The sequence below is a fragment of the Parasphingorhabdus sp. genome (assembly GCF_039982395.1).
Lineage (GTDB): Bacteria > Pseudomonadota > Alphaproteobacteria > Sphingomonadales > Sphingomonadaceae > Parasphingorhabdus.
On sequence record NZ_JBDWYO010000005.1, the window covers coordinates 1 to 19,789 of the forward strand.

Annotated in this window: 16 protein-coding genes; 7 read left to right on the forward strand and 9 right to left on the reverse strand. The window is 52.9% G+C overall.

Features of this window, described 5'->3' with window-relative positions:
* Positions 1-399 precede the first annotated feature (399 nt).
* On the forward strand, positions 400-792 hold the full coding sequence (locus ABJV08_RS09965; protein WP_348036667.1) for a hypothetical protein: 393 nt from the start codon (positions 400-402) through the stop codon (positions 790-792).
* 162 nt (positions 793-954) lie between these two features.
* Here the strand turns inward: ABJV08_RS09965 and ABJV08_RS09970 are convergent, their stop codons facing one another.
* A complete protein-coding gene (locus tag ABJV08_RS09970) occupies positions 955-1,596 on the reverse strand; it encodes a hypothetical protein (RefSeq protein ID WP_348036669.1) in 642 nt (213 codons plus the stop codon).
* Positions 1,597-1,799: 203 nt separating this feature from the next.
* Here ABJV08_RS09970 and ABJV08_RS09975 point away from each other — a divergent pair, with 203 nt between their 5' ends.
* Together ABJV08_RS09975 and ABJV08_RS09980 are read left to right on the forward strand one after the other, a co-directional pair.
* Complete coding sequence (locus ABJV08_RS09975) at positions 1,800-2,636, forward strand: HAD-IIB family hydrolase (protein WP_348036671.1); 837 nt, start codon at positions 1,800-1,802, stop codon at positions 2,634-2,636.
* A 34-nt stretch (positions 2,637-2,670) separates the two neighbouring features.
* Positions 2,671-3,885 (forward strand): hypothetical protein, encoded by a 1,215-nt coding sequence (locus tag ABJV08_RS09980; RefSeq protein ID WP_348036673.1) that lies wholly within the window; start codon positions 2,671-2,673, stop codon positions 3,883-3,885.
* A 9-nt stretch (positions 3,886-3,894) separates the two neighbouring features.
* On the opposite strand, the gene ABJV08_RS09985 is transcribed toward ABJV08_RS09980, so the two are convergent.
* Positions 3,895-5,658 (reverse strand): sugar phosphorylase, encoded by a 1,764-nt coding sequence (locus ABJV08_RS09985; protein ID WP_348036675.1) that lies wholly within the window; start codon positions 5,656-5,658, stop codon positions 3,895-3,897.
* 62 nt (positions 5,659-5,720) lie between these two features.
* On the opposite strand from ABJV08_RS09985, the gene ABJV08_RS09990 reads away from it, so the two are divergent.
* From ABJV08_RS09990 to glnA, 4 genes are all read left to right on the forward strand, one after another.
* Positions 5,721-6,995: a DUF4147 domain-containing protein gene (locus tag ABJV08_RS09990; protein ID WP_348036677.1), complete on the forward strand. Its 1,275-nt coding sequence runs from the start codon at positions 5,721-5,723 to the stop codon at positions 6,993-6,995.
* Positions 6,996-7,186: 191 nt separating this feature from the next.
* Positions 7,187-9,310, forward strand: a complete 2,124-nt coding sequence (locus tag ABJV08_RS09995; RefSeq protein ID WP_348036679.1) for a PQQ-dependent dehydrogenase, methanol/ethanol family — start codon at positions 7,187-7,189, stop codon at positions 9,308-9,310.
* Between the two features lie 255 nt (positions 9,311-9,565).
* Positions 9,566-9,904 (forward strand): P-II family nitrogen regulator, encoded by a 339-nt coding sequence (locus tag ABJV08_RS10000; RefSeq protein WP_348036681.1) that lies wholly within the window; start codon positions 9,566-9,568, stop codon positions 9,902-9,904.
* A gap of 46 nt (positions 9,905-9,950) precedes the next feature.
* Complete coding sequence (gene glnA, locus ABJV08_RS10005; protein WP_348036683.1) at positions 9,951-11,363, forward strand: type I glutamate--ammonia ligase; 1,413 nt, start codon at positions 9,951-9,953, stop codon at positions 11,361-11,363.
* Between the two features lie 149 nt (positions 11,364-11,512).
* Here glnA and ABJV08_RS10010 read toward each other — a convergent pair whose 3' ends face one another.
* The 7 genes from ABJV08_RS10010 to map all read right to left on the reverse strand — a co-directional run bounded on the left by ABJV08_RS10010 (position 11,513) and on the right by map (position 19,765).
* The gene (locus tag ABJV08_RS10010) at positions 11,513-11,851 is read right to left on the reverse strand and encodes a hypothetical protein (RefSeq protein ID WP_348036685.1); all 339 of its coding nucleotides are present in this window, start codon (positions 11,849-11,851) and stop codon (positions 11,513-11,515) included.
* Positions 11,852-11,911: 60 nt separating this feature from the next.
* Positions 11,912-13,111: a serine hydrolase gene (locus ABJV08_RS10015; RefSeq protein ID WP_348175765.1), complete on the reverse strand. Its 1,200-nt coding sequence runs from the start codon at positions 13,109-13,111 to the stop codon at positions 11,912-11,914.
* Between the two features lie 213 nt (positions 13,112-13,324).
* Positions 13,325-15,349, reverse strand: coding sequence for a S9 family peptidase (locus ABJV08_RS10020; RefSeq protein WP_348052842.1), 2,025 nt, complete (start codon positions 15,347-15,349; stop codon positions 13,325-13,327).
* 157 nt (positions 15,350-15,506) lie between these two features.
* Positions 15,507-16,154 (reverse strand): MAE_28990/MAE_18760 family HEPN-like nuclease, encoded by a 648-nt coding sequence (locus ABJV08_RS10025; RefSeq protein ID WP_348036691.1) that lies wholly within the window; start codon positions 16,152-16,154, stop codon positions 15,507-15,509.
* 9 nt (positions 16,155-16,163) lie between these two features.
* Positions 16,164-17,270: a DUF262 domain-containing protein gene (locus tag ABJV08_RS10030; protein ID WP_348036693.1), complete on the reverse strand. Its 1,107-nt coding sequence runs from the start codon at positions 17,268-17,270 to the stop codon at positions 16,164-16,166.
* Positions 17,271-17,548: 278 nt separating this feature from the next.
* Positions 17,549-18,763: an FG-GAP repeat protein gene (locus ABJV08_RS10035; RefSeq protein ID WP_348036695.1), complete on the reverse strand. Its 1,215-nt coding sequence runs from the start codon at positions 18,761-18,763 to the stop codon at positions 17,549-17,551.
* Between the two features lie 177 nt (positions 18,764-18,940).
* A complete protein-coding gene (gene map, locus ABJV08_RS10040; protein WP_348036697.1) occupies positions 18,941-19,765 on the reverse strand; it encodes a type I methionyl aminopeptidase in 825 nt (274 codons plus the stop codon).
* Positions 19,766-19,789 lie beyond the last annotated feature (24 nt).

Below are 19,789 nucleotides of genomic sequence, written 5' to 3' on the forward strand. Positions count from 1 at the left end.
GCACACGCGTATCACATTGAACAAAATCTATTCGAATTTGTTTATTGTTTGATCGGAATAACAGTTCTTCTTATCGAATTTCCAAAAAAGTTTTTGCTGATGTCGGTCTATCACGTCCATTATAGCCTATACCTGCTCGCAGGCTTATATTTCTTGATCTATGTCCCTAAAATGAAACTGTCTGGAAGTGAACTTGCTTTCGTTTGTCTGTTTTTTGTGCGGACATTCGCATTCACGCTTTTATATATCCAAATGCATCGCGTCAGGATGAAAACGAGCATTTGACATTCAAGCTTTCTAGTGTCCGCTTTCGGGATATTGCGGACATTACTGATAACAAAGCTGCCGTTCTGTTAACGACCCATTTGCCGACATTTTCTTTCGTGCTATTGAGAATGAATGAAGCTCATCAACAAGCGTAGCCTAAGCGGCTGTTTGGTTGTCATAATTTTACTGGTCGGAACAGCTTTGGCTTGGGCGTCATTCGAATTTGGCTACATGCCGCGCGCATCATTCGACGTGGATAAATGGAAACTATCGGAAGACACAAAAAGCCATCCACGTCTCACGATGGTTGATTCTTTGATCGAAAGTGGTTTGCTTGATGGCAAGTCACGTGAAGATGTTTTTACGCTTCTAGGGCATCCCCCTGAGACAGGCTATTTTCGAGATTGGGACGCCGTTTACTGGCTTGGGCCAGAACGAGGGTTTATCAGAATTGATTCTGAGTGGCTGGTCATACGATTTGACGATGCGGGGCGTGTTTCTGAATATCAACTGATGCGCGATTGAGGACGTCCGCTTTCACCTCCTGAAACTGCCGTTAGAAACAACGGCTTCTAGCGTCCGCTTTGGGCGCAAAGGCGGACGTAAGGAATGTAGAAGCTGTCGGTCGGAAAACGACCCAATTGCCGCCTTTGTGCCGCAGGTTGCTCGACCAACCTTGAGGTGTCCCTAACGGTCGTAAATTGTTTCCCAATCCAAGTTCGAGATTTCCAGCACATGATCAAGTGCAGCCTGCAATTTAACCGGCCGATTGCAACCAATATTGACGTTAGAATATCGGAACCCTTTTGAGCTCATGTTCTCCATGTCTAGGGTAGCACAGTGCAGATATATCGCATCTTCTTCTTCGTCATGGTCCCAAGTGCCGTTTTCAAATTTCCAAAGGTCCGCTTCCCGCGTCAGTTGGTTAAACTGGGTCATGTCAGTTTTGCTAATTCTACGGTGCCAATGCCGCTTCTTTTCGACACGCTGAAAAGAGCCATTCGCTCGCCCAATCCTAGTGATTTCCACTCTACCAGCACCGCTTTTGCGTTCATCAATGCGGATTGTCCAAAGCCAGCGCAAATGCCCGTCAGCAAAAGTGAAGCGGGATTGTTGAACCAGCCCATCTGATTTCAGACCCTTCCAAAGCGGCTGCTCGCGCACTTGCTTAAGAGTGCACAACCCGTAGCCAGCATAGAAATTGTCTTCGACGATTTTAGACGGCAGCATACCGCAAGCTGGCTGGTCATTTTCCGCCAACACGGAGCCTGTTGGGGCAAAAACAAATGCACTGAGCATCATTGCCGAACTAGCCAAACGTTTCTTCATAGGTGTGAGCGTATACTCGGCCAGGACCTTGTGCAACTATGTCCGCTTTCCGCCCCACTTGCTGCCATTAAAATAGGCCAAAGCTAATGTCCGCTTTCGGGATATTGCAGACACTAGGCTAGTGTCCGCTTCGGGCGCAAAAGCGGGCATTCGTCACATTCCCGTTTTCTGCCCAAAGCCAAGATGCTATGCTGATGGCGATTATGCCGAAACTATCCATCCATCCTGTAATATTTACCGACCTAGATGGCACTTTACTGGATCATCATAGCTATTCAGCGCAACCGGCGGATCGCTTGATCCAGCTGCTTTCCGATCGGAATTTGGCAGAAGTTGTTCCTATCACCAGCAAGACGTTTTCGGAATTGCTCTGGTTGAAGCGAGACCTCCCTATCCCCTTTTCCATTGGGGTCACGGAAAATGGGTCGGTCATTCATGGCCCTGAAGGCTATTTTCAGACGGATAGCGTGCGATCGCAGACCGTTACCATGGGAGTCGCCTATCAGGATATTCTGGACCAAATTAATAAACTATCCCCGTCTATTCGCAAGAATATGAACGGGTTTTCCGATATGTCCGTGGCCGAGGTAGGTCGGGCCACAGGGCTATCTTTTGACGATGCCGAGCGGGCAAAAGACCGCCAGGCAACGGAACCTTTTCTATGGACCGGTTCGGATGAGGAACTGGCTGCGTTGGAAACGAATGTCGGGCGAGCCGATATCCAACTTCAGCGCGGCGGCCGGTTTTATCATCTAACCGGTCGCGCTACCAAAGAACAAGCGATGGACTATATCATCAAGGTTACGGCCGAACGGAAAGCGGATAGCAAGATTGTTGCAATCGCCCTTGGGGATGGTCCAAATGATCTTGCGATGATCGAGGCCGCTGATGTTGGCGTGATCATGCCCAACCCCGAAGGTGTTACTATTACATCGACAAAACCTCATGTCCGAACCGCTCCCTTTCCGGGTCCGGAGGGATGGGTTATCGCGGTCCGTGAAATTTTGACGGGATTGGGTTTAAATCTGTCAGAAAGCTGACTAGGCTAGGCGCTTAGCAACCACAGGGACATGCATGTCTGATTTTCATCAAAACGGTACCATTTCTACACTCCACAATCTGTCTCACCGCTCGGTAGAATCGCTAGAAGCGGATCTAATGGGCTTTCGCAAGACCAATCCGATGGCCTTGGTTTTGCCAAGTTTATTCTCCGAACTGGAAGGCCCCGCGCTTGAAAATATTATCGATCAACTCTGTGAAGTGCCTTATCTGGATGATATCATCATCGGTCTGGACCGGGCCGACAAAGAGCAGTTCGAATATGCCAAGCAATATTTCTCGCGCCTCCCCCAACGCCATCATATTCTGTGGAACAGCGGCCCACGGTTGACGGCGCTTGATGGTGAGTTGAAAGAGCGGGGCCTGTCGCCTGCCCAGCCGGGTAAAGGTCGCAATGTCTGGTTTTGTTTCGGCTATTTCCTATCGGCGACCAACGCCCAGATGGTGGGTCTGCACGATTGCGACATTTTGACCTATGATCGCGCGATGCTCGCACGGCTCATGTATCCGGTGGCCAACCCGACCTTTCCCTATGTGTTTTCCAAAGGCTATTATGCGCGGACGACAGAGGAAAAATTCAACGGCCGGGTTGTGCGCTTGCTGATCGGACCTTTGCTGGCAGCGCTTAAAAAGGTCTGTGAACCCAATGAATATATCACCTATTTGAACAGCTTTCGCTACGCGCTGGCTGGCGAGTTTGCGATGGGCCGGCAGGTGGTGAAAAACATTCGTATCCCATCGGACTGGGGTCTGGAAGTGGGCGTCTTGTCGGAAGTGTGGCGAAACCAGTCAACCCAAGCGATATGTCAGGTCGAAATTGCTGACAATTATGACCACAAGCACCAATCGGTGTCTCATGATGATCCCAATGGCGGCCTTTCCAAAATGAGCATCGACATCACCAAGTCGCTCTTTCGCAAACTTGCGACCGACGGACAGGTTTTCTCCGCGGGCACGTTTCGCACGCTAAAGGCGACCTATTTCCGGATCGCGCTCGATCGGATCGAAACCTTTTACAATGATGCGGTGATGAACGGCCTGACCCTGGACCGGCATGAAGAAGAAACAACGGTTGAACTTTTTGCGCAGAATATCATGACGGCCGGCGAAGTGTTCTTGGAATCCCCGAATGAAACGCCGTTCATGGCCAATTGGAACCGGATCAACAGCGCCATTCCTGATTTTACCGACCGATTCAAAGAAGCAGTCCGGCTGGACAATGAGGATTAGGGCCTGACGCTAAACGGTTTCCGGCGCCTTATTGCTGATCCATATGGTCTGATATGGCGCCAGAATAAAGTCGCCTTCAATATCGGTGATGGTATCGCCGGAAATCAGATCCCACCATTGGTCGCCGGCAATCAGATTGATATCCGCAAGAGACAGTGTCTTTGCCTCTTTGGTTACGTTGCTGATGGCAAAGACACTTTGGGTCCGTTCGCGGCTTTGCCGCCAGATTCCGAACAGTCCTTCGGGAAGCGCTAGCGTGAACTGCACGGCATTGGGGTGAAAGGCCTGTTGCTGTTTGCGAATCTCGACGAGCGATAGGAAGCGAGCAAAGACCTGCGCCTCGATCGTCGCGGGATCCATCAGTTTCCCGCTTATCTCGTCATAATCAAGCTGGCTGCGGTTGATCGACCGGTTGTGACCGGTTCGGTTGACATCTTCATAGCCGTTCGGCGTCGCCAGCAGGCTGTGGATATAGATTGCAGGAATACCTTCCAGCGCCAGCATGATCACCATTGCTGTCATGAAGCGGTCAATCTGATGTTCGTCCGGCCCCTTTAACGTGCCTTGCATCGCCTCGAAAAAAGAGATGTTCATTTCATAGGGTTTTTCGGTTCCGCCCGGACCGCGGCGCATCGAAACCCGTCCGCCGAACCCCTGGATGGCGGCCAGCATTTGATCGACTTCACCTTGTGGCAAGACGCCTTCAGTTGGGCGCAGACCGATCCCGTCGTGGCTGGCGGTGAAATTGAGATAGGTGCAACCGGTCAGCGCTGGCGGATTGCTGCGCGTCAATCGCTTCAAATAGAGGGCGTTTCCGGTCAGCAGCGCATGCGTCAGCAAGGGCGGCAAAGAGAAATTATAGATGACATGCGCTTCATTTTGGTTGCCGAAATAGGTCAGATTCTCATGATTGGGAATGTTGGTTTCGGTGATGATGATCAATGTTTCGACATGATGATCCATCAAGGTCCGCAACAGACGGATGATCTCGTGGGTTTCATCCAGATTGATCGAGCTGGTGCCGATTTCCTTCCAAAGAAAGGCAACCGCATCGAGCCGAAAAACCCTGACTCCATGATCGATATAATCCGCGATAATCTTGACAAATTCGATCAGCAGCTCGGGATTGGTGAAGTCGAAGTCCAGTTGATCGCTGCTAAATGTGCTCCAGACATGGCGATCCCCCAGAGCCGTGCGAAACGGGGTAAGCAAGGGATGCGCGCGGGGACGAACCACATTCCCCAGATCGGCGGTCGGGTCCGCCGTGTAATAATAGTCCTTGCCCGGGGCTTCACCGGAAAGAAATTGCTGGAACCAGACGGACTTGCTCGACCCGTGATTGATCACAAGATCGCCCATCAGTCGATAGTCATCTGCTATGGCTTCGACATCGGACCAGTCACCCAAGTCTTCGTCGACACTAAGATAGTCGATCACGCCAAAGCCGTCATCGCAACTATAGGGGAAAAATGGCAGAATATGCACCGTGCCAATGGTCTGGCCGATATGTTCTTTCAGAAAACGGTGCAATGTTTGCAACGGAGGCTTGCCATCCGATCGGATGGTGCCACCATAGGTGATCATCGCGATGTCGCTCTCATCCCACAACGGCTTGTCGGCGATTTCCGAGCGGGTGATGATCTGGCTTTTGTCGGGCCAAAACAGGTCAACGATACGCTGTGCCAGTCTGTCACAATCATGATCGGGATATACGGCACCAAGATGGCCGGAGAGCCGATGCAGCAGATGGTCTATCGTGGGGCGATCATTCATGATGGGGCGTCACTCCGAAAAGCTGCTTGACCACGACGAAACAATCGGGCCTTTATTGTGCAGTGCATAAAACATCAAATCCCGATTCAACAAAAGCTTTTTTAAAAGACCTTTATGAACGCGCGCTGGCACCGGCCTTGCCGGTCAATGCGATGGGGGACGTGATGTGGCCGATAGTTTCTGGCCGGACCTATATTTTAGCGGTTGGTAAAGCGGCAAGCCAGATGGCCGCTGCCATCGAAAATCGTTGGCCCGAAGAGGCGACCGGTCTGATCGTTACGCGGCAAGGCTATGCTCAACCCGGCTTTACACCTCATAATATGCAGATTGTTGAAGCATCACATCCGGTTCCTGATGCCGCCGGGGCACAGGCAGCGCAGGCAGCGTTGGCAGCCGTTGATGCACTGGGTCAAGATGACCTTCTTCTGGTTCTGATGTCAGGCGGCGCGAGCGCGCTTCTTCCGGCTCCAGCCGCCGGTATTTCCCTGCCGGAGAAACAGGCCGTCACCCGCGCATTGTTACATTGCGGTGCACCAATTGGCGAAATGAACATCGTCCGCAAACATCTCTCGGCGATCAAAGGCGGGCACCTGGCGGCGCGTGCTTGGCCCGCCACGACACAATTGATTGCGATTTCGGATATTCCCGGCGATGACATCGCGATGATCGGATCCGGCCCGACGGTGGCCGATAGCTCAACCTGTGGCGATGCGCTTGCGATTGTCGAAAAATATGGAATCTCCCTGCCGCCTGCCATCAGGGCGATGCTGGAGAGCGATCTGCTGGAAACACCGAAACCCGGCGACTCCAAAATGCAGCGTTCCAAGGGCAAGATATGCGCCCGGCCAGCCGACATGTGTGCCGCCGCGGTGGCTGTGGTCGAAGACCATGGCTATGAGGCAATCATGCTGGGTGATGCTCTGGAGGGGGATGCGCTGCAACTCGGCTATGCCCATGCGCAACAGGCTCTGGCGTTCAAGGAGCAGGGACGAAAAGTCGCTCTAATCTCCGGAGGAGAGGCGACCGTTACGGTGCGCAATCGTGATGGACGCGGCGGTCGATGCACCGCTTACTTGCTTGCCTGTGCCTTGGCGCTCGAGGGAGAGCCAGATATTTGCGGCTTCGCCGCCGATAGCGATGGAATTGATGGATCAGAAGACAATGCTGGCGCGTTTTTATGGCCGGGCATATTGGAAAATATGGGTGGTGCCGAACAGGCTAGACAATTTCTCGATCGGGACGACAGCTATCGCGCCTTTGAAAGGGCCGATGCGTTGTTGATGACCGGCCCCTCAGGCACCAACGTCAATGATCTGCGGGTGCTGCTGGTTCGCTGATGGCCACGTCCGTTTTCGGGATATGACAGTCACTAACTCCAGGGTTGTCCCGCGCCACAGGTGAAATCCACGCAGGAATAGAAGCCTGCACCCGGGCCTTCCCTCTATAGTCCTTGACCAACGGCCTGCAGTTTAGCTAGTCAATTAACTGCACGGATGGCAAACCATCCGGCAGTTATAGGAGACGGGTGATGCGTAGGCTGGGAATGTTATTGGCCCCTTTGATGTTGGTGGCTTGTCAAAGCCAGACCAGCGAGCCGGATGCGGCTGATGCTGCGGCCGCGACGGACTGGAGCAATATCGGCTTTGACGCCAAGGAACAGCGCCACAGCCCGCTCGACAAGATCAACGAAAGCAATGTCGGTGAGCTCGGCATCGCCTGGTTTAAAGATCTCCCCGATGCCCGCGGTCAGGAAGCCACCCCGATCGTGGTCGATGGCAAGCTCTATATCTCGACCGCCTGGTCAAAAGTCTTTGCCTATGATGCCAAGACCGGTGAAGAACTATGGTCTTATGATCCGGAAGTTGCTGGCGAAAAAGCGGTCGATGCCTGTTGTGATGTCGTCAATCGCGGTGTCGCGATCAGTCGCGGGAAACTGTTCTTCGGGACCATTGACGGACGCTTGATCGCGCTGGACGCGAATACCGGCGCGCGGCTTTGGGAAACCCAGACCACCGACAACAGCAAACCTTATACCATCACCGGCGCGCCGCGCGTGGTCAAAAATATGGTGATGATCGGCAATGGCGGCGCAGAATTTGGTGTGCGCGGTTATCTGTCGGCCTATGACATCAGCGATGGCGCGATGAAATGGCGCTTCTACACGGTGCCCAATCCGGAAGGAAAGCCGGACGGTGCCGCGAGTGACGAGATTTTTGCAAAAGCGGCCAATGCCACATGGGGCGATGGCAATTGGCGGGAATCCGGTGGCGGCGGAACCGTCTGGGACAGTATCGTCTATGACGAGGATCTGGATCAGCTGTATTTCGGCGTCGGCAATGGCAACCCTTGGAACCACGGCCTGCGGTCGGGCGGCGAAGGCGACAACCTGTTCTTATCCTCGGTCGTTGCGGTCAATCCCGACACTGGTAAATATCTCTGGCATTATCAGGAAACGCCTGCCGAGACATGGGACTATACCGCGACCCAGCATATCATTCAGGCGGAACTCGAAATCGACGGCAAGATGCGCAAAGTGCTCTATCATGCACCAAAAAACGGGTTTTTCTTTGTCATCGACCGGATCGACGGCACGCTGATCAGTGCAGAGCCTTTTGTTGACGGGATCAACTGGGCCGAGGGCTATGATCTGACCACTGGCCGTCCAATCGAGAATCCGGACGCGCGTTTCTACAAAACCAAAAAGCCATTCGTTGCGATACCGGGCGCCCTCGGCGCGCACAATTGGCATCCGATGAGCTACAATCCGAAGACCGGGCTTGTCTATATCCCGGCCCAGCAAATCCCGCAGGGCTATGATGTGCCGGTTTCCGATATTGACAAGAAGCGCGAGCGTCTTGGTTTTAACGTCGGCATCGGCTGGTCCATTGGCCAGCTTCCCGACGACAAGGATGTTTACAAGGCGGCCGTTGCGGCGACCACCGGCAAGCTGGTCGCTTTCGATCCGAAAAGCGGCAAGGTTGCATGGAGTGCGGACCATCCCGCAGCGTGGAATGGCGGCACGATGACGACCGCGGGCAATCTGGTCTTTCAGGGCACCAGCAGCGGATTTCTGAAGGCTTATTCTGCCGACAAGGGCACTGAATTGCTCAGCCTGCCAATGCAGTCCGGCATTGTCAGCGCGCCCTCCACCTATCTCATTGACGGCGAGCAATATGTTGCCTTCCTGACCAGCAAGGGCGGAGCCTTTCCATTGGTCGCCGGCGTTGCGGGCGGCGTCACACGCCAGCTTCCCAATATCCCCCGACTGGTGGTGATGAAACTGGGCGGCACAACGAAATTCCCGGCGCTACCTGAAAAAGGCGAAGTGATCTGGGATCCTCCGGTGCAGACCGGAACGCCCGAGCAGATTGCAGCGGGCAAAGCGGTTTATGGCCGCACATGTCTCGTCTGTCATGGCGACAGCGCGATCGGCAATGGCTTCACACCTGATCTGCGGGTGAGCGGCGTCCTGCCTGATACGGACGCCTGGGCCTCTGTTGTGACCGGCGGCGCGTTGAAACAGCATGGAATGGTCGGGTTCGGAACACAGTTGAGCAAGGATCAGGTCGAGAATATACGCCATTATGTGGTGAACCGGTCAATCTGGACAAAAGCCAATCTGCCCGAAATGACGGCTCCGACACCACGTTGAACCGACCCGTCTTCCGATGCGGAAAACAACTGCCTAAATTATAGTCATTTGCCTCGGTAATTGCCTGTTTTTTAGGCGGCATTGTCAGTCGTCCGAATAGGCCTTAGCAATGCTTCCAAGCATATCAGCGATTCTTTCGATGAATCGATTCTGGCATGGGATTTGAATAGCATCGGGCAATTGTGCCCGACCGGGGCCGCATTCTTTCTACAAGAAAAGAAGCGCCCGGAACGCGGGACACGGGAACGGACAAACATGAAAAAAATCGAAGCGATAATCAAACCTTTCAAGCTTGATGAAGTCAAAGAGGCGCTGCACGAAGTGGGCGTTTCCGGAATCACCGTGACCGAAGCCAAAGGCTTTGGCCGCCAGAAAGGCCATACCGAATTATATCGTGGCGCCGAATATGTCGTCGACTTCCTGCCAAAGGTGAAGCTGGAAGTTGTCGTTGAAGACAATCTTGCCGACCGCACGGTCGAAGCCATTTCTGCTGCTGCACAAACCGGCCGCATCGGCGATGGCAAGATTTTCGTCATTCCGGTCGAAGCCGCCATCCGCATCCGGACCGGCGAACGTGACAATGACGCCATCTAAACTTTCTTTCGCAACCAACATACACACCAAATCAAGGGACTAAAACATGGGCAATTCAGCATCCGATGTAATTAAAATGATCAAGGAGCACGAAGTCGAATGGGTCGATGTTCGCTTCACCGATCCGCGTGGCAAATGGCAGCATCTGTCCATGTGCGCAGAAGTTATCGACGAAGATGTATTGGAAGAAGGCTTCATGTTTGACGGTTCTTCCATCGAAGGCTGGAAAGCGATTAACGAGTCCGACATGATCCTGCGTCCCGATCTGGATGCCGTTTATATGGACCCGTTTTCTGCAACGCCGATGATGATCCTGGTTTGCAACATTGTCGAACCCGGCGACGGAAGCTTGTATAACCGCGATCCACGCTCGACCTCGGTCCGCGCCGAAGCCTATCTGAAGTCGACCGGCATCGGTGACACCATCTATGTTGGACCGGAACCTGAATTTTTCATGTTTGACGATGTGAAGTTTGAAGACGGCTATGACCGTTCCGGCTTCAAGATCGACGACATCGAACTGCCAACCAACACCGGCCGTGACTATGACATGGGCAATATGGGCCATCGTCCGCGCGCCAAAGGCGGTTATTTTCCGGTTGCGCCCGTCGATAGCTGTGTAGACATTCGCGGTGAAATGGTCGCGACCATGATGGAAATGGGCCTGCCGATGGACAAGCACCATCACGAAGTGGCTGCCGCTCAGCATGAGCTGGGCATTACCTTTGGTACGCTGACCGAAACCGCTGACCGGGTGCAGGTCTATAAATATGTCGTGCAACAGGTTGCCCATGCTTATGGCAAGACCGCAACCTTCATGCCGAAGCCGATCAAGGACGATAACGGCAGCGGCATGCACACCCATATGTCGATCTGGAAAGACGGCAAGCCGTTGTTCGCGGGCAATGAATATGCCGGTCTGTCGGAAATGTGCCTCCACTATATCGGCGGCGTGATCAAACATGCCAAAGCGGTCAACGCCTTCTCCAATCCGACCACCAACAGCTACAAGCGTCTGGTCCCCGGTTTTGAAGCGCCTGTGCTGCTCGCTTATTCGAGCCGCAACCGTTCTGCTTCTTGCCGTATTCCATATGGTGCAGGCGACAAAGCGAAGCGCGTAGAATTCCGCTTCCCTGATCCACTTGCCAACCCATATCTGTCATCGGCTGCACTGCTGATGGCTGGCCTCGACGGCATCGAGAACAAAATCCATCCGGGCGAAGCCATGGACAAGAATCTCTACGATCTGCCGCCGGCAGAGCTGGCCGAAGTGCCAACGGTTTGCGGTTCTTTGCGCGAAGCTCTGGAAGCCTTGGAAGCCGATCACGAATTCCTGCTCAAAGGCGACGTGTTCACCAAAGACCAGATCGAAGCTTATGCCGAACTCAAATGGGAAGAAGTCAGCCGCTTCGAAACCACGCCGAGCCCGGTCGAATTCGACATGTATTACAGCAGCTGATCTTTCCGATCCGTTCGAAACAAACAAGCCCGGGGCAAGCGATTGCTCCGGGTTTTTTTTGATATGGTCAATCCGATGCCGCAAGCGCTTGCGTTCGCTGGACTATAGCCGCTAGCCTCTGCAACGCTTCACTAGTTTGAGCAGGCCGCTCAGCGCTTTTTCTTGGTGATGGTGGCGTTGAAGTCGGGGTCTTTCTTGGCCACCCAGTTCACAAATTTGCGCACCGTCGGATCGGCGAGCAGCGCTTCTGCATCCATCCCGAAACGCTCCAGCTCGCTATTGGTGAAATGGGTGATCACGGTCTGCTGGCATATCGGATGCATCGGCACCACATCCCGCCCGCCCCGGCTTTTCGGCACCGGATGATGCCAGACGATAGTCTCGCCGGTCGGTCGCGCGCAGAGCCAGCAAGCCGGAATTTCGACCGGAGCCGCATCCTCTTCTTCTAGGTCCTGATAGCCGCCACGTTTGGAATATTTGCGGGCCATAGTTGGTGCCTGTGTTGCTGGACGGTGATGGCCCGACTTACGGTGTTGAGCCTCGCTTGGCTACATAAAGGCGGGGATGATGGTTTTGGCGACCTGCGTCATGATCTTGTCGTCCCTATCATGACCGGTGATCACAATATTCAGGTCCAGCTCGTCCACCACGATGATATATTGGCCGCCGCCACCCCAGGCCCATGCTACGTCATAGCTTTTGTCGCCGATAGCGACAGCTGTTTGATACCAAAAATAGCCGTAGCGATATGTATCCGGCATCCAGTCTAATGTCGGCTTCACCAGCCCGCTGGTGGCCTTGTCCAGATAGGCTGCCGAAATCAGCTGTTCGCCATTCCATTGTCCTTCATTGAGGACGACGCTGCCCCATTTGAGCATGTCGCGCGAGGTCTGACTGACCATCCAGCCGGCTTGCGGCAGGCCGCTGATATGCGTGTCCCAACTATAATTGCTGATCCCCAGCCTATCGAGAACTTCTGTTTTGATAAAATCCTCGGCGCCGCCTGGCACAACCGCGTCAATGACCGTCATCACCAACATTGGATTGAAGTTGCCATAGCGATAGACCTGTGATTCCGGAGTAATCGGTCCCGTCTGTTCCAAGAGGGTCTGCACCAGACCCTGGCCCTGTAACGGCGCGGGATCTTTCTCCAATTCTTTCCATTTCTCATCATCGACGCTCAGCCCACCGTGCATCGTCAAAGCCTTGTGCAGCGTAATATTCTCCGTGCCCGCCGCAAATTTTGACGGGTCCAGCTCTTTCAGAAAATGGACCAAGGGCTTGTCCAGATCGGCCATCGTCAGATAGCCCAACTGGATCGCGCGGCCCAATAGCAGACTGGTGTAACCCTTGACGGCAGACGCTTGCGGATGGGCCAGATTGATGCGGCCACGCCGGTTGTAGCTCTCAAACACTAGCTTGCCTTTATGCGCGATCAGCAGGCTATCGTATCGGCCATGCTTGTCGTCGGCGATCTCCTGCGCCAGCTTGACAATCCTATCCGCATCGCCGCCATCAACCCCCAATGTGCCGACGGGAATAGCGTCATTCCTGTCCGCTGGCGCCGTGTCGATAAAACCACGTTCGAGCATGGATATATCCCAGAACGACATATCGGCCTCGGCTGCGGTCGCTTCCGGCGCGCGCGTGCCATTGTCGGTGCTGCTTTCCGCATGGGCGGCAGCAAGGCCACCAAAGCCGCTCAACAGAGCCACGGCGAAGAGATTTCTAATTGTCGCGTTGATCATCATAGGATCCCCATCCTTTTGTGCGGCAACTGTCGGGCAAGGGAGGTTGGGCGCAAGGGCGGTTCGATCAAATTTACCGGCCGTTCGACGGGCGACATTGGGGCGTGCATGCCGCGCGCTGTTGCAATTCCCGAAATTCACCGCACTGACATATATGCGCGTCGTCTCTATGATCTTGTGTTTCTTAGGCGAGCGTCAGGGGAAATTCACGCCTCATTTCTCATCTTTTTCCTCTTCCGGCGCCTTTGCCTCAATTTTCAGATCTTCGGCTTGCGGATCACTATTGATTGCCGACGGGTTGTGTGTGGCGAGAAATTGCAGCGATTTTTTCAAGAAATTTGTGGAGTCCGCGCTGTTGGCAAAATCATGCCCCGATTTGGGGAAGTAGATTTTCTCAAGCTTGTCAAAACCGGCCTTATCGAGTGCTTTCACGAAATCATAAGCCTGTTCTTTGGGGACATTTGTGTCTCGGAGTCCCTGCGCCACAAGCACGGGCACTTTCATTCTCGCAGCCTGTTTCACCGGAGAGATAGCTTCAAGGTCTTTCTTCTCTTCACCCGCGACCTTCTCTTCCCATTTTCGGGCATAGCGTCGTGCGGCAAATTGCTTCCTGTCATATTTCAGCATCGCGCGAACATCGGTCACGCCATTCAGGCTGATGGCACATTTATATTTTTCGGGCTGCCGGATCGAGCCCCAAAGCGCGGCATAGCCGCCATAGCTGGCGCCCATTATACAGACCTTGTTTTTGTCGGCGATACCTTGTTCGATCAACCAGTCGGCCCCGTCGTCAATGTCATCGATCATCCCTGTACCCCATTGGTCATAGCCTTTTTCGACATAATCCCGGCCATAGCCGGTGGAGCCCCTGAAATTCGGTTGCAGCACGACATATCCGCGATTGGCCAGCAATTGCGCCCAAGGGTCAAACCTCCAGCTGGTCCGCATGAACGGACCGCCATGCGGCAGGATTACCGTCGGTAAATCCGTTTTTTTCGATCCGTTTGGCATCGTCAAATATGCGGGCACCATATGGCCATCGCGTGATTGATATTTGACAGGTTCCATTGCCACCATTTTGTCAGGATCAATCTTGTTATACGGGATCAAAACCTGTTCGATTTTCTTTAACTGGGGATAATAGAGATAATAGGAGCCCGGATCCGAACCGGACCCCGACCAGAATAACGTCACCGAGCGATCGCTGCTGGTTCCCAATATCCTGTTCTGTTTGGTTTTGAAAACCCGGCCAATCCGCTGGTAGAGATCTTCCAATTCTGGAACCAGCCACTTTTGCCCGGGTTTGTCTGCATCATATTCTACGCCGATCAGATTTTTGGAGGAGTCCATCACCAGATTGGTCACGTCCGCGGTCGGATGTTCGTAAATAGCGTCACCGATAATGTCTTCGCGAATACTATATTTATAGGCGCCGAACCGTCCGTTTTTTCCATTCGTCAATATGATGGCCTGACCGGTTTCCGGCAAAAACTGAAGGTCTTCCACGACACCATCTTCAAAAGAATCATAGCGACGGTTCTCTATCTTCACCAATTCGCCGCCCGGCTGTTCCCGATAATATAGCCGCCATCGCTTCTTGCTGTAATTTATACCGGCGCGGATATTTCCTTTGTTATCAGCGATCCATTGATCAATCTGGTGACGGGGTTTTTCCAAGACCACTTCACTGGCGTCGGACAGATCGATGCGAACAGCATAGGGTTTTCCCCGTCGATATTGGTAGGCAATGATGTACCGCCCATAAGGGTCCTGAAAAATGATCTCGTCTTTGATGAATTCTGATTTTTCATTCAGCGAAGTAATCTTGGATGTTTCCAGATCAATGGTCTTGAGAGTATTGGTCGAATAGACGAAAAAAACTAGATTTCGTGCGCTGCCGAAACTGATGAGCAACTGTTTGCTTCCCGCCCAATGGAACCAGTTAAGCTCGTTTTCGCCGATAGAATAATATTTGGGTTCGCTTTCCTTTGGCGCAGATAGGTCAATTATCCCAATATGCTTTGCGTCCCCTTTGGTGACCAACACCGCCAGTTTCGTGCCATCCGGAGACAGGGATGGCGAATGCAAAAAGGGCAGGGCAGAATAGCTCTCAACGGCAATGGGTTCTGGATTAAGCTGGTCCTGGCCTTCAGCAGATTGCGGGATCGCCAGAAGGCTCGTCAATATGAGCAGGACCATGAAAGGAACCAGCTTTGCTTTCTGATTAAACAACTGCATTTGTAGATTGGAGATAATAGACCTCGACTATGAAGAGACTAAATATCCCAATGAAACGAGATTTATTCAATAGGAAACTTCCAATGATCTTCCGACAACGTCTTTTTTCTCATAATTCGAAACATTGAATGTGACCGCTATATCCCGAAAGCGGACGTTAGGCAGCTGGTCGCTTGTATGCCTCTAGGGTTGCTGCATTTTGAAGATCAATCTTGTAAGCTCGCATTAGCTGCACAACATCTCTGATTAGTTGGCCAAAATCGCTTCCGCTTAGTTCAAGATATTCGCCATGTGCAACTTTATTTCTCCGAAGAACTAGGCTTGTATCAATAAGATTAAATTTCGTTTCGTAGTCCTCTGTTTTTATGTCCAATGACCTTGCAATATTTGCGAAGACTGTTGAAGTCAGATTCGAATCCGTGCGTACAGCTGATGCGATTTTAAGCTTCGCACGGCCTCCAAGTTCATTCATAACAAATTCCATAGCCGCTATGTTTGGCTCCGATTTTCTGGCTTCGACAAGGGTATCTAGTTTTCCTTTTAGGCCAAAAACAGAGAAACAAGTCTTTAGCTCTCGATAACTATGGCCGCGGCTCTCAACGAAACTTAGGTACAATTCCGATGCACACTTTATAAAGCCCTCCCAATGAGCATAGAGCAACGCAATACCGGCACGTATGAACGGCTTTCTTTGAGAACCGTTCGATTTCGAGCCCATGTGGAAGGCTCCAATTTCCTTGATCCTCCAAGCCATTTCCGTGTCTAGTGCATCTTGTAATTGGCCGATAGTATTGATCTTCGCCATGCGAAATCTCTATGGTTTCAAAATGTCTTGGGCGATAGGAAGAAGCTTGGAGAGGCGAGTGGTGCCGCGGACACCTCCACCCGAGTTAAGCGCAAAGACCTCATTATTCGACAGATTTTGAGCGACACTTAAAAGAAAACTGTTGCGGCCGTCCTCCGTCATCGCTTCTAGTTCTGATAAGTTTTTGGACACTCCCGTCGACATAACTTCGTAAATTGACATTAAGAACTTACCTGTGAATGCGGTTCCGTCCCATCTTTGAAAAGCCGTGTCTCCAAGGGCGGTATCCAAAAAACGAAATGTCTTCTCAAATACTTCAGTTTCGGTAACGGCATCAAAGTCTTCGCCTGAAGCCAAACTAAATAATGCATCGTCAAGATATTCATGAACATCCAAACCATTTTGGTAAGGCACTAATCTGAAAGCGAGAAAACGGAGAACAAGTTCGAGGCCCATCTGCGCTTCCAGCGCAGTATCGGTTTGCCTTGTCGTGCGTATAAAACTTTCGCGACTTGCTTGCGTTACAAGCCAATCATAAAAATCCTTGTTTACAGAAACCGCGATACTGTTTCGAACTTCTTGTTCGGTCAGTCCCGCACCGCCTGTATTCAGCCGTTGAAAAAGCTCGTACTTTGCGGACGCTGCACTTTCGGCTTTAAGAATCTCAACGCGCAATCGCGCTCGCTTTATCTCTATTTGCAAAGTACTGCCAAGACCATCATCCGCATTTTCACTCGATGGTTTCCAAAGCTTACGATCTAAACTTGGTAGAAATCGCGTCCCGTTTAATGCTAATAGACCTAGTTCTTCAGCTCGTTCTCCACCAAGATCACCGGTGAGTTGGAGCACCGTTGAAAGGCGTTGAAGGCCATCAATAAGTTCCCATATCCCGTTCTCATCTTGGTAAACAAATATCGGTGGAATTGGTATTCCTAGGATGAGCGACTCTATAAACCGCGTCTTTCTTTGGTCATCCCATCGAAACAGCCTTTGAAAAACCGGGTCAATGATAAGTTCTCCGTCCCGGTACAGATTTATAATCTCTCCCAAAGACATTTCGTACCCATCGGTAACGACCTTTTGCCGGGCATTTTTGACCTCTTCCTGCAACGACATGTTAACTCGCCCCTTGTTCTGTCTATCTTTTTATCAGTCTGTTTCTAATGCGTACAGTTCCCCAAAACACCCTTAAAGGCAATACAAAACAATCTCCTACTTAGTTCTACTGAAGAATGAAATATAACTATTGTTTCGAACTTGTGTCCGAAAGAAGGTTGGATTGCTGTGGCTAAGCCGATCGACAGCTACCGTTTTCCTAACGTCCGCGTTTGCGCCCAAAGCGGACGCTAGCATGGTGACCGCAAGGTCGAGAAAGCGGATGCTAGAGTTTCAAGCTACTCGTCGCCGAGGTCAAACAGATAGGCAGAGCCTGATTCTGCGCCTCTGTCGTCACTACGACTAGCCGCGACTAGCGCGATGTCTTCCGACAATGCCGCGCTCCAGCCTAATAGATCACCATTCTTGCCATCTGCAGCCGTCAATTTTCTGTGTTGCTTCCACATATGGCCGGAGCGTTTGAATATATAGGCGGCACCAGAATCATTGCCCCGATCGTCGTGATGCATCGCGCCTATGAGTGCCATTTTCCCGTTGAGCGCGACGCTGCGGCCAAATCTATCATCGGCAGCACCGTCCGGAGCGGTGAGCTTTGCCTGCTGGTTCCAAGCCATTCCGGTGCGCGTGAAAATATAGGCAGAGCCCGCATCCACGCCCATTATTTCATCATCATCCCGGCGGGCCGAGATCAAGGCGGTATCCCCGTATAAGGCGACCCGAACGCCAAATATATCTGTGTCTGCGCCATCGTCTGCCGTAAGCTTGGCTTGCTGAACCCAGCCGTCTCCGGATCGGACGAAGACATAAGCCGCACCCGCATTGGGGGCTTTTTCATCGTTCAAATCGGCACCGATCAAAACCGTGTCCCGATAGACCGCAACGCTTATGCCGAACAAGTCGCCCGCTGCGCCGTCTGCCGCCGTGAGTTTAACCTGCTCTGTCCAGATTGTTCCGGCCCTGGTGAAAATATATACGGAACCCGAACCATCACCCTTATCGTCATCATGCGGTGCGCCGATTACCATTGTATTGCCGTGAACTGCGATGCTTTGACCGAACGCGTCACCTTTCGCGCCATCGCTCGCCGTGAGCTTGGCTTGCTGTCCCCAGGTTGCTCCAGATCGGGCGAACACATAGGCCGCACCTGAATTGTCGCCGTTCTTATCGTGACCAATTGCGCCGGCAGCAGCGGTATCACCAGAAATTGTGACATTGCCGCCAAGCGTATCATTTGCCAAGCCATCGCCAGCGGTGAGCTTCGCTTGTTGGCGCCAGATGCCATCGGACAGCGCAAAAATATAGGCGGAGCCTGTATTGACGCCCTTAACCTCGTCGTCCGCTTTGTAGGACCCGACGATCGCCGTGTTGCCGGAGATCGCGACGTTAAACCCGAAAAAATCCTCTGGCGCGCCATCGTCGGCGAGAATCTTGTGTTGCTCGATCGGTTCGGACGCAAAGGCCGGGACGCATGGTACCATGAGCAAGCCCGTCATGCAGGCAATGCTGTGGCCTATATTTGCGCATGAGGGTCGATGGGTGAGCATGTGCCTAGCCCTAGCCTAATTTTGCGCAGAATCCGCTACTTTCCTTCAGAAAATTCCATCCTGCTGTCACGGCTATCTGGGTATAGGCTTGAAAAGCCTCGCAAGAAGACAGGCGATCTCACCCCCTCAATAAGGCGGGCAATCCAGTCCCGTCGGGCTTTTCGTAAATATCTCGTTCCCGTCTTCGGTAATCCCGATACTATGTTCGAATTGGGCCGATAGCGAGCGATCGCGGGTGACGGCTGTCCAGCCGTCTTCCAGCATCTTGCACGTATATTTGCCGATATTGATCATCGGTTCGATGGTGAAGAACATGCCGGGGCGCAGCTCCGGGCCGGTGCCGGGGCGGCCGGCGTGGACGACTTCGGGGGCGTCGTGGAACATCTGGCCCAGACCATGGCCACAGAAATCGCGGACGACGGAATAGCGGTGGCGCTCGGCGTGGGTCTGGATCGCGTGGGATACGTCCCCCATGCGGTTGCCGGGCTTGGCCTGTTCGATGCCGAGCATCAGAGATTCATAGGTGACCTGCACCAGACGGCTGGCCTTGATCGGGGTCTTGCCGACCAGGAACATGCGGCTGGTGTCGCCGTGCCAGCCATCGACGATCACGGTCACGTCGATATTGACGATGTCGCCTTCGTTCAGCTTCTTGTCGCCGGGAATGCCGTGGCAGACGACATGGTTGATCGAAGTGCAGCAGCTGTGCGTGAAACCGCGATAGCCGAGCGTGGCCGGAACGGCGCCGGCAGCAAAGGCCTGATGCCGGACCATATCGTCGAGCGCGCCGGTGGTGACGCCGGGGACGACGTGCGGAACCAGCGAGTCCAGTATCTCGGCGGCCAACCGGCCGGCCTTGCGCATGCCTTCAAAACCGTCGGGTCCGTGCAGCTTGATCGCGCCGGTGCGGGATTGCGGGGTGGTGTCTTCTACGGTCATATAGTCTGTCATGGGGCCTATATAAGCATGGCAGCC

Bases quoted from the DNA above. Each gene is read 5' to 3' on its own strand.
- ABJV08_RS09965 (WP_348036667.1), top strand. From the start codon at position 400: ATGAAGCTCATCAACAAGCGTAGCCTAAGCGGCTGTTTGGTTGTCATA.
- ABJV08_RS09970 (WP_348036669.1), bottom strand. From the start codon at position 1,596: ATGAAGAAACGTTTGGCTAGTTCGGCAATGATGCTCAGTGCATTTGTT.
- ABJV08_RS09975 (WP_348036671.1), top strand. From the start codon at position 1,800: ATGCCGAAACTATCCATCCATCCTGTAATATTTACCGACCTAGATGGC.
- ABJV08_RS09980 (WP_348036673.1), top strand. From the start codon at position 2,671: ATGTCTGATTTTCATCAAAACGGTACCATTTCTACACTCCACAATCTG.
- ABJV08_RS09985 (WP_348036675.1), bottom strand. From the start codon at position 5,658: ATGAATGATCGCCCCACGATAGACCATCTGCTGCATCGGCTCTCCGGC.
- ABJV08_RS09995 (WP_348036679.1), top strand. From the start codon at position 7,187: ATGCGTAGGCTGGGAATGTTATTGGCCCCTTTGATGTTGGTGGCTTGT.
- ABJV08_RS10000 (WP_348036681.1), top strand. From the start codon at position 9,566: ATGAAAAAAATCGAAGCGATAATCAAACCTTTCAAGCTTGATGAAGTC.
- glnA (WP_348036683.1), top strand. From the start codon at position 9,951: ATGGGCAATTCAGCATCCGATGTAATTAAAATGATCAAGGAGCACGAA.
- ABJV08_RS10010 (WP_348036685.1), bottom strand. From the start codon at position 11,851: ATGGCCCGCAAATATTCCAAACGTGGCGGCTATCAGGACCTAGAAGAA.
- ABJV08_RS10015 (WP_348175765.1), bottom strand. From the start codon at position 13,111: ATGATCAACGCGACAATTAGAAATCTCTTCGCCGTGGCTCTGTTGAGC.
- ABJV08_RS10020 (WP_348052842.1), bottom strand. From the start codon at position 15,349: ATGCAGTTGTTTAATCAGAAAGCAAAGCTGGTTCCTTTCATGGTCCTG.
- ABJV08_RS10025 (WP_348036691.1), bottom strand. From the start codon at position 16,154: ATGGCGAAGATCAATACTATCGGCCAATTACAAGATGCACTAGACACG.
- ABJV08_RS10030 (WP_348036693.1), bottom strand. From the start codon at position 17,270: ATGTCGTTGCAGGAAGAGGTCAAAAATGCCCGGCAAAAGGTCGTTACC.
- ABJV08_RS10035 (WP_348036695.1), bottom strand. From the start codon at position 18,763: ATGACGGGCTTGCTCATGGTACCATGCGTCCCGGCCTTTGCGTCCGAA.
- map (WP_348036697.1), bottom strand. From the start codon at position 19,765: ATGACAGACTATATGACCGTAGAAGACACCACCCCGCAATCCCGCACC.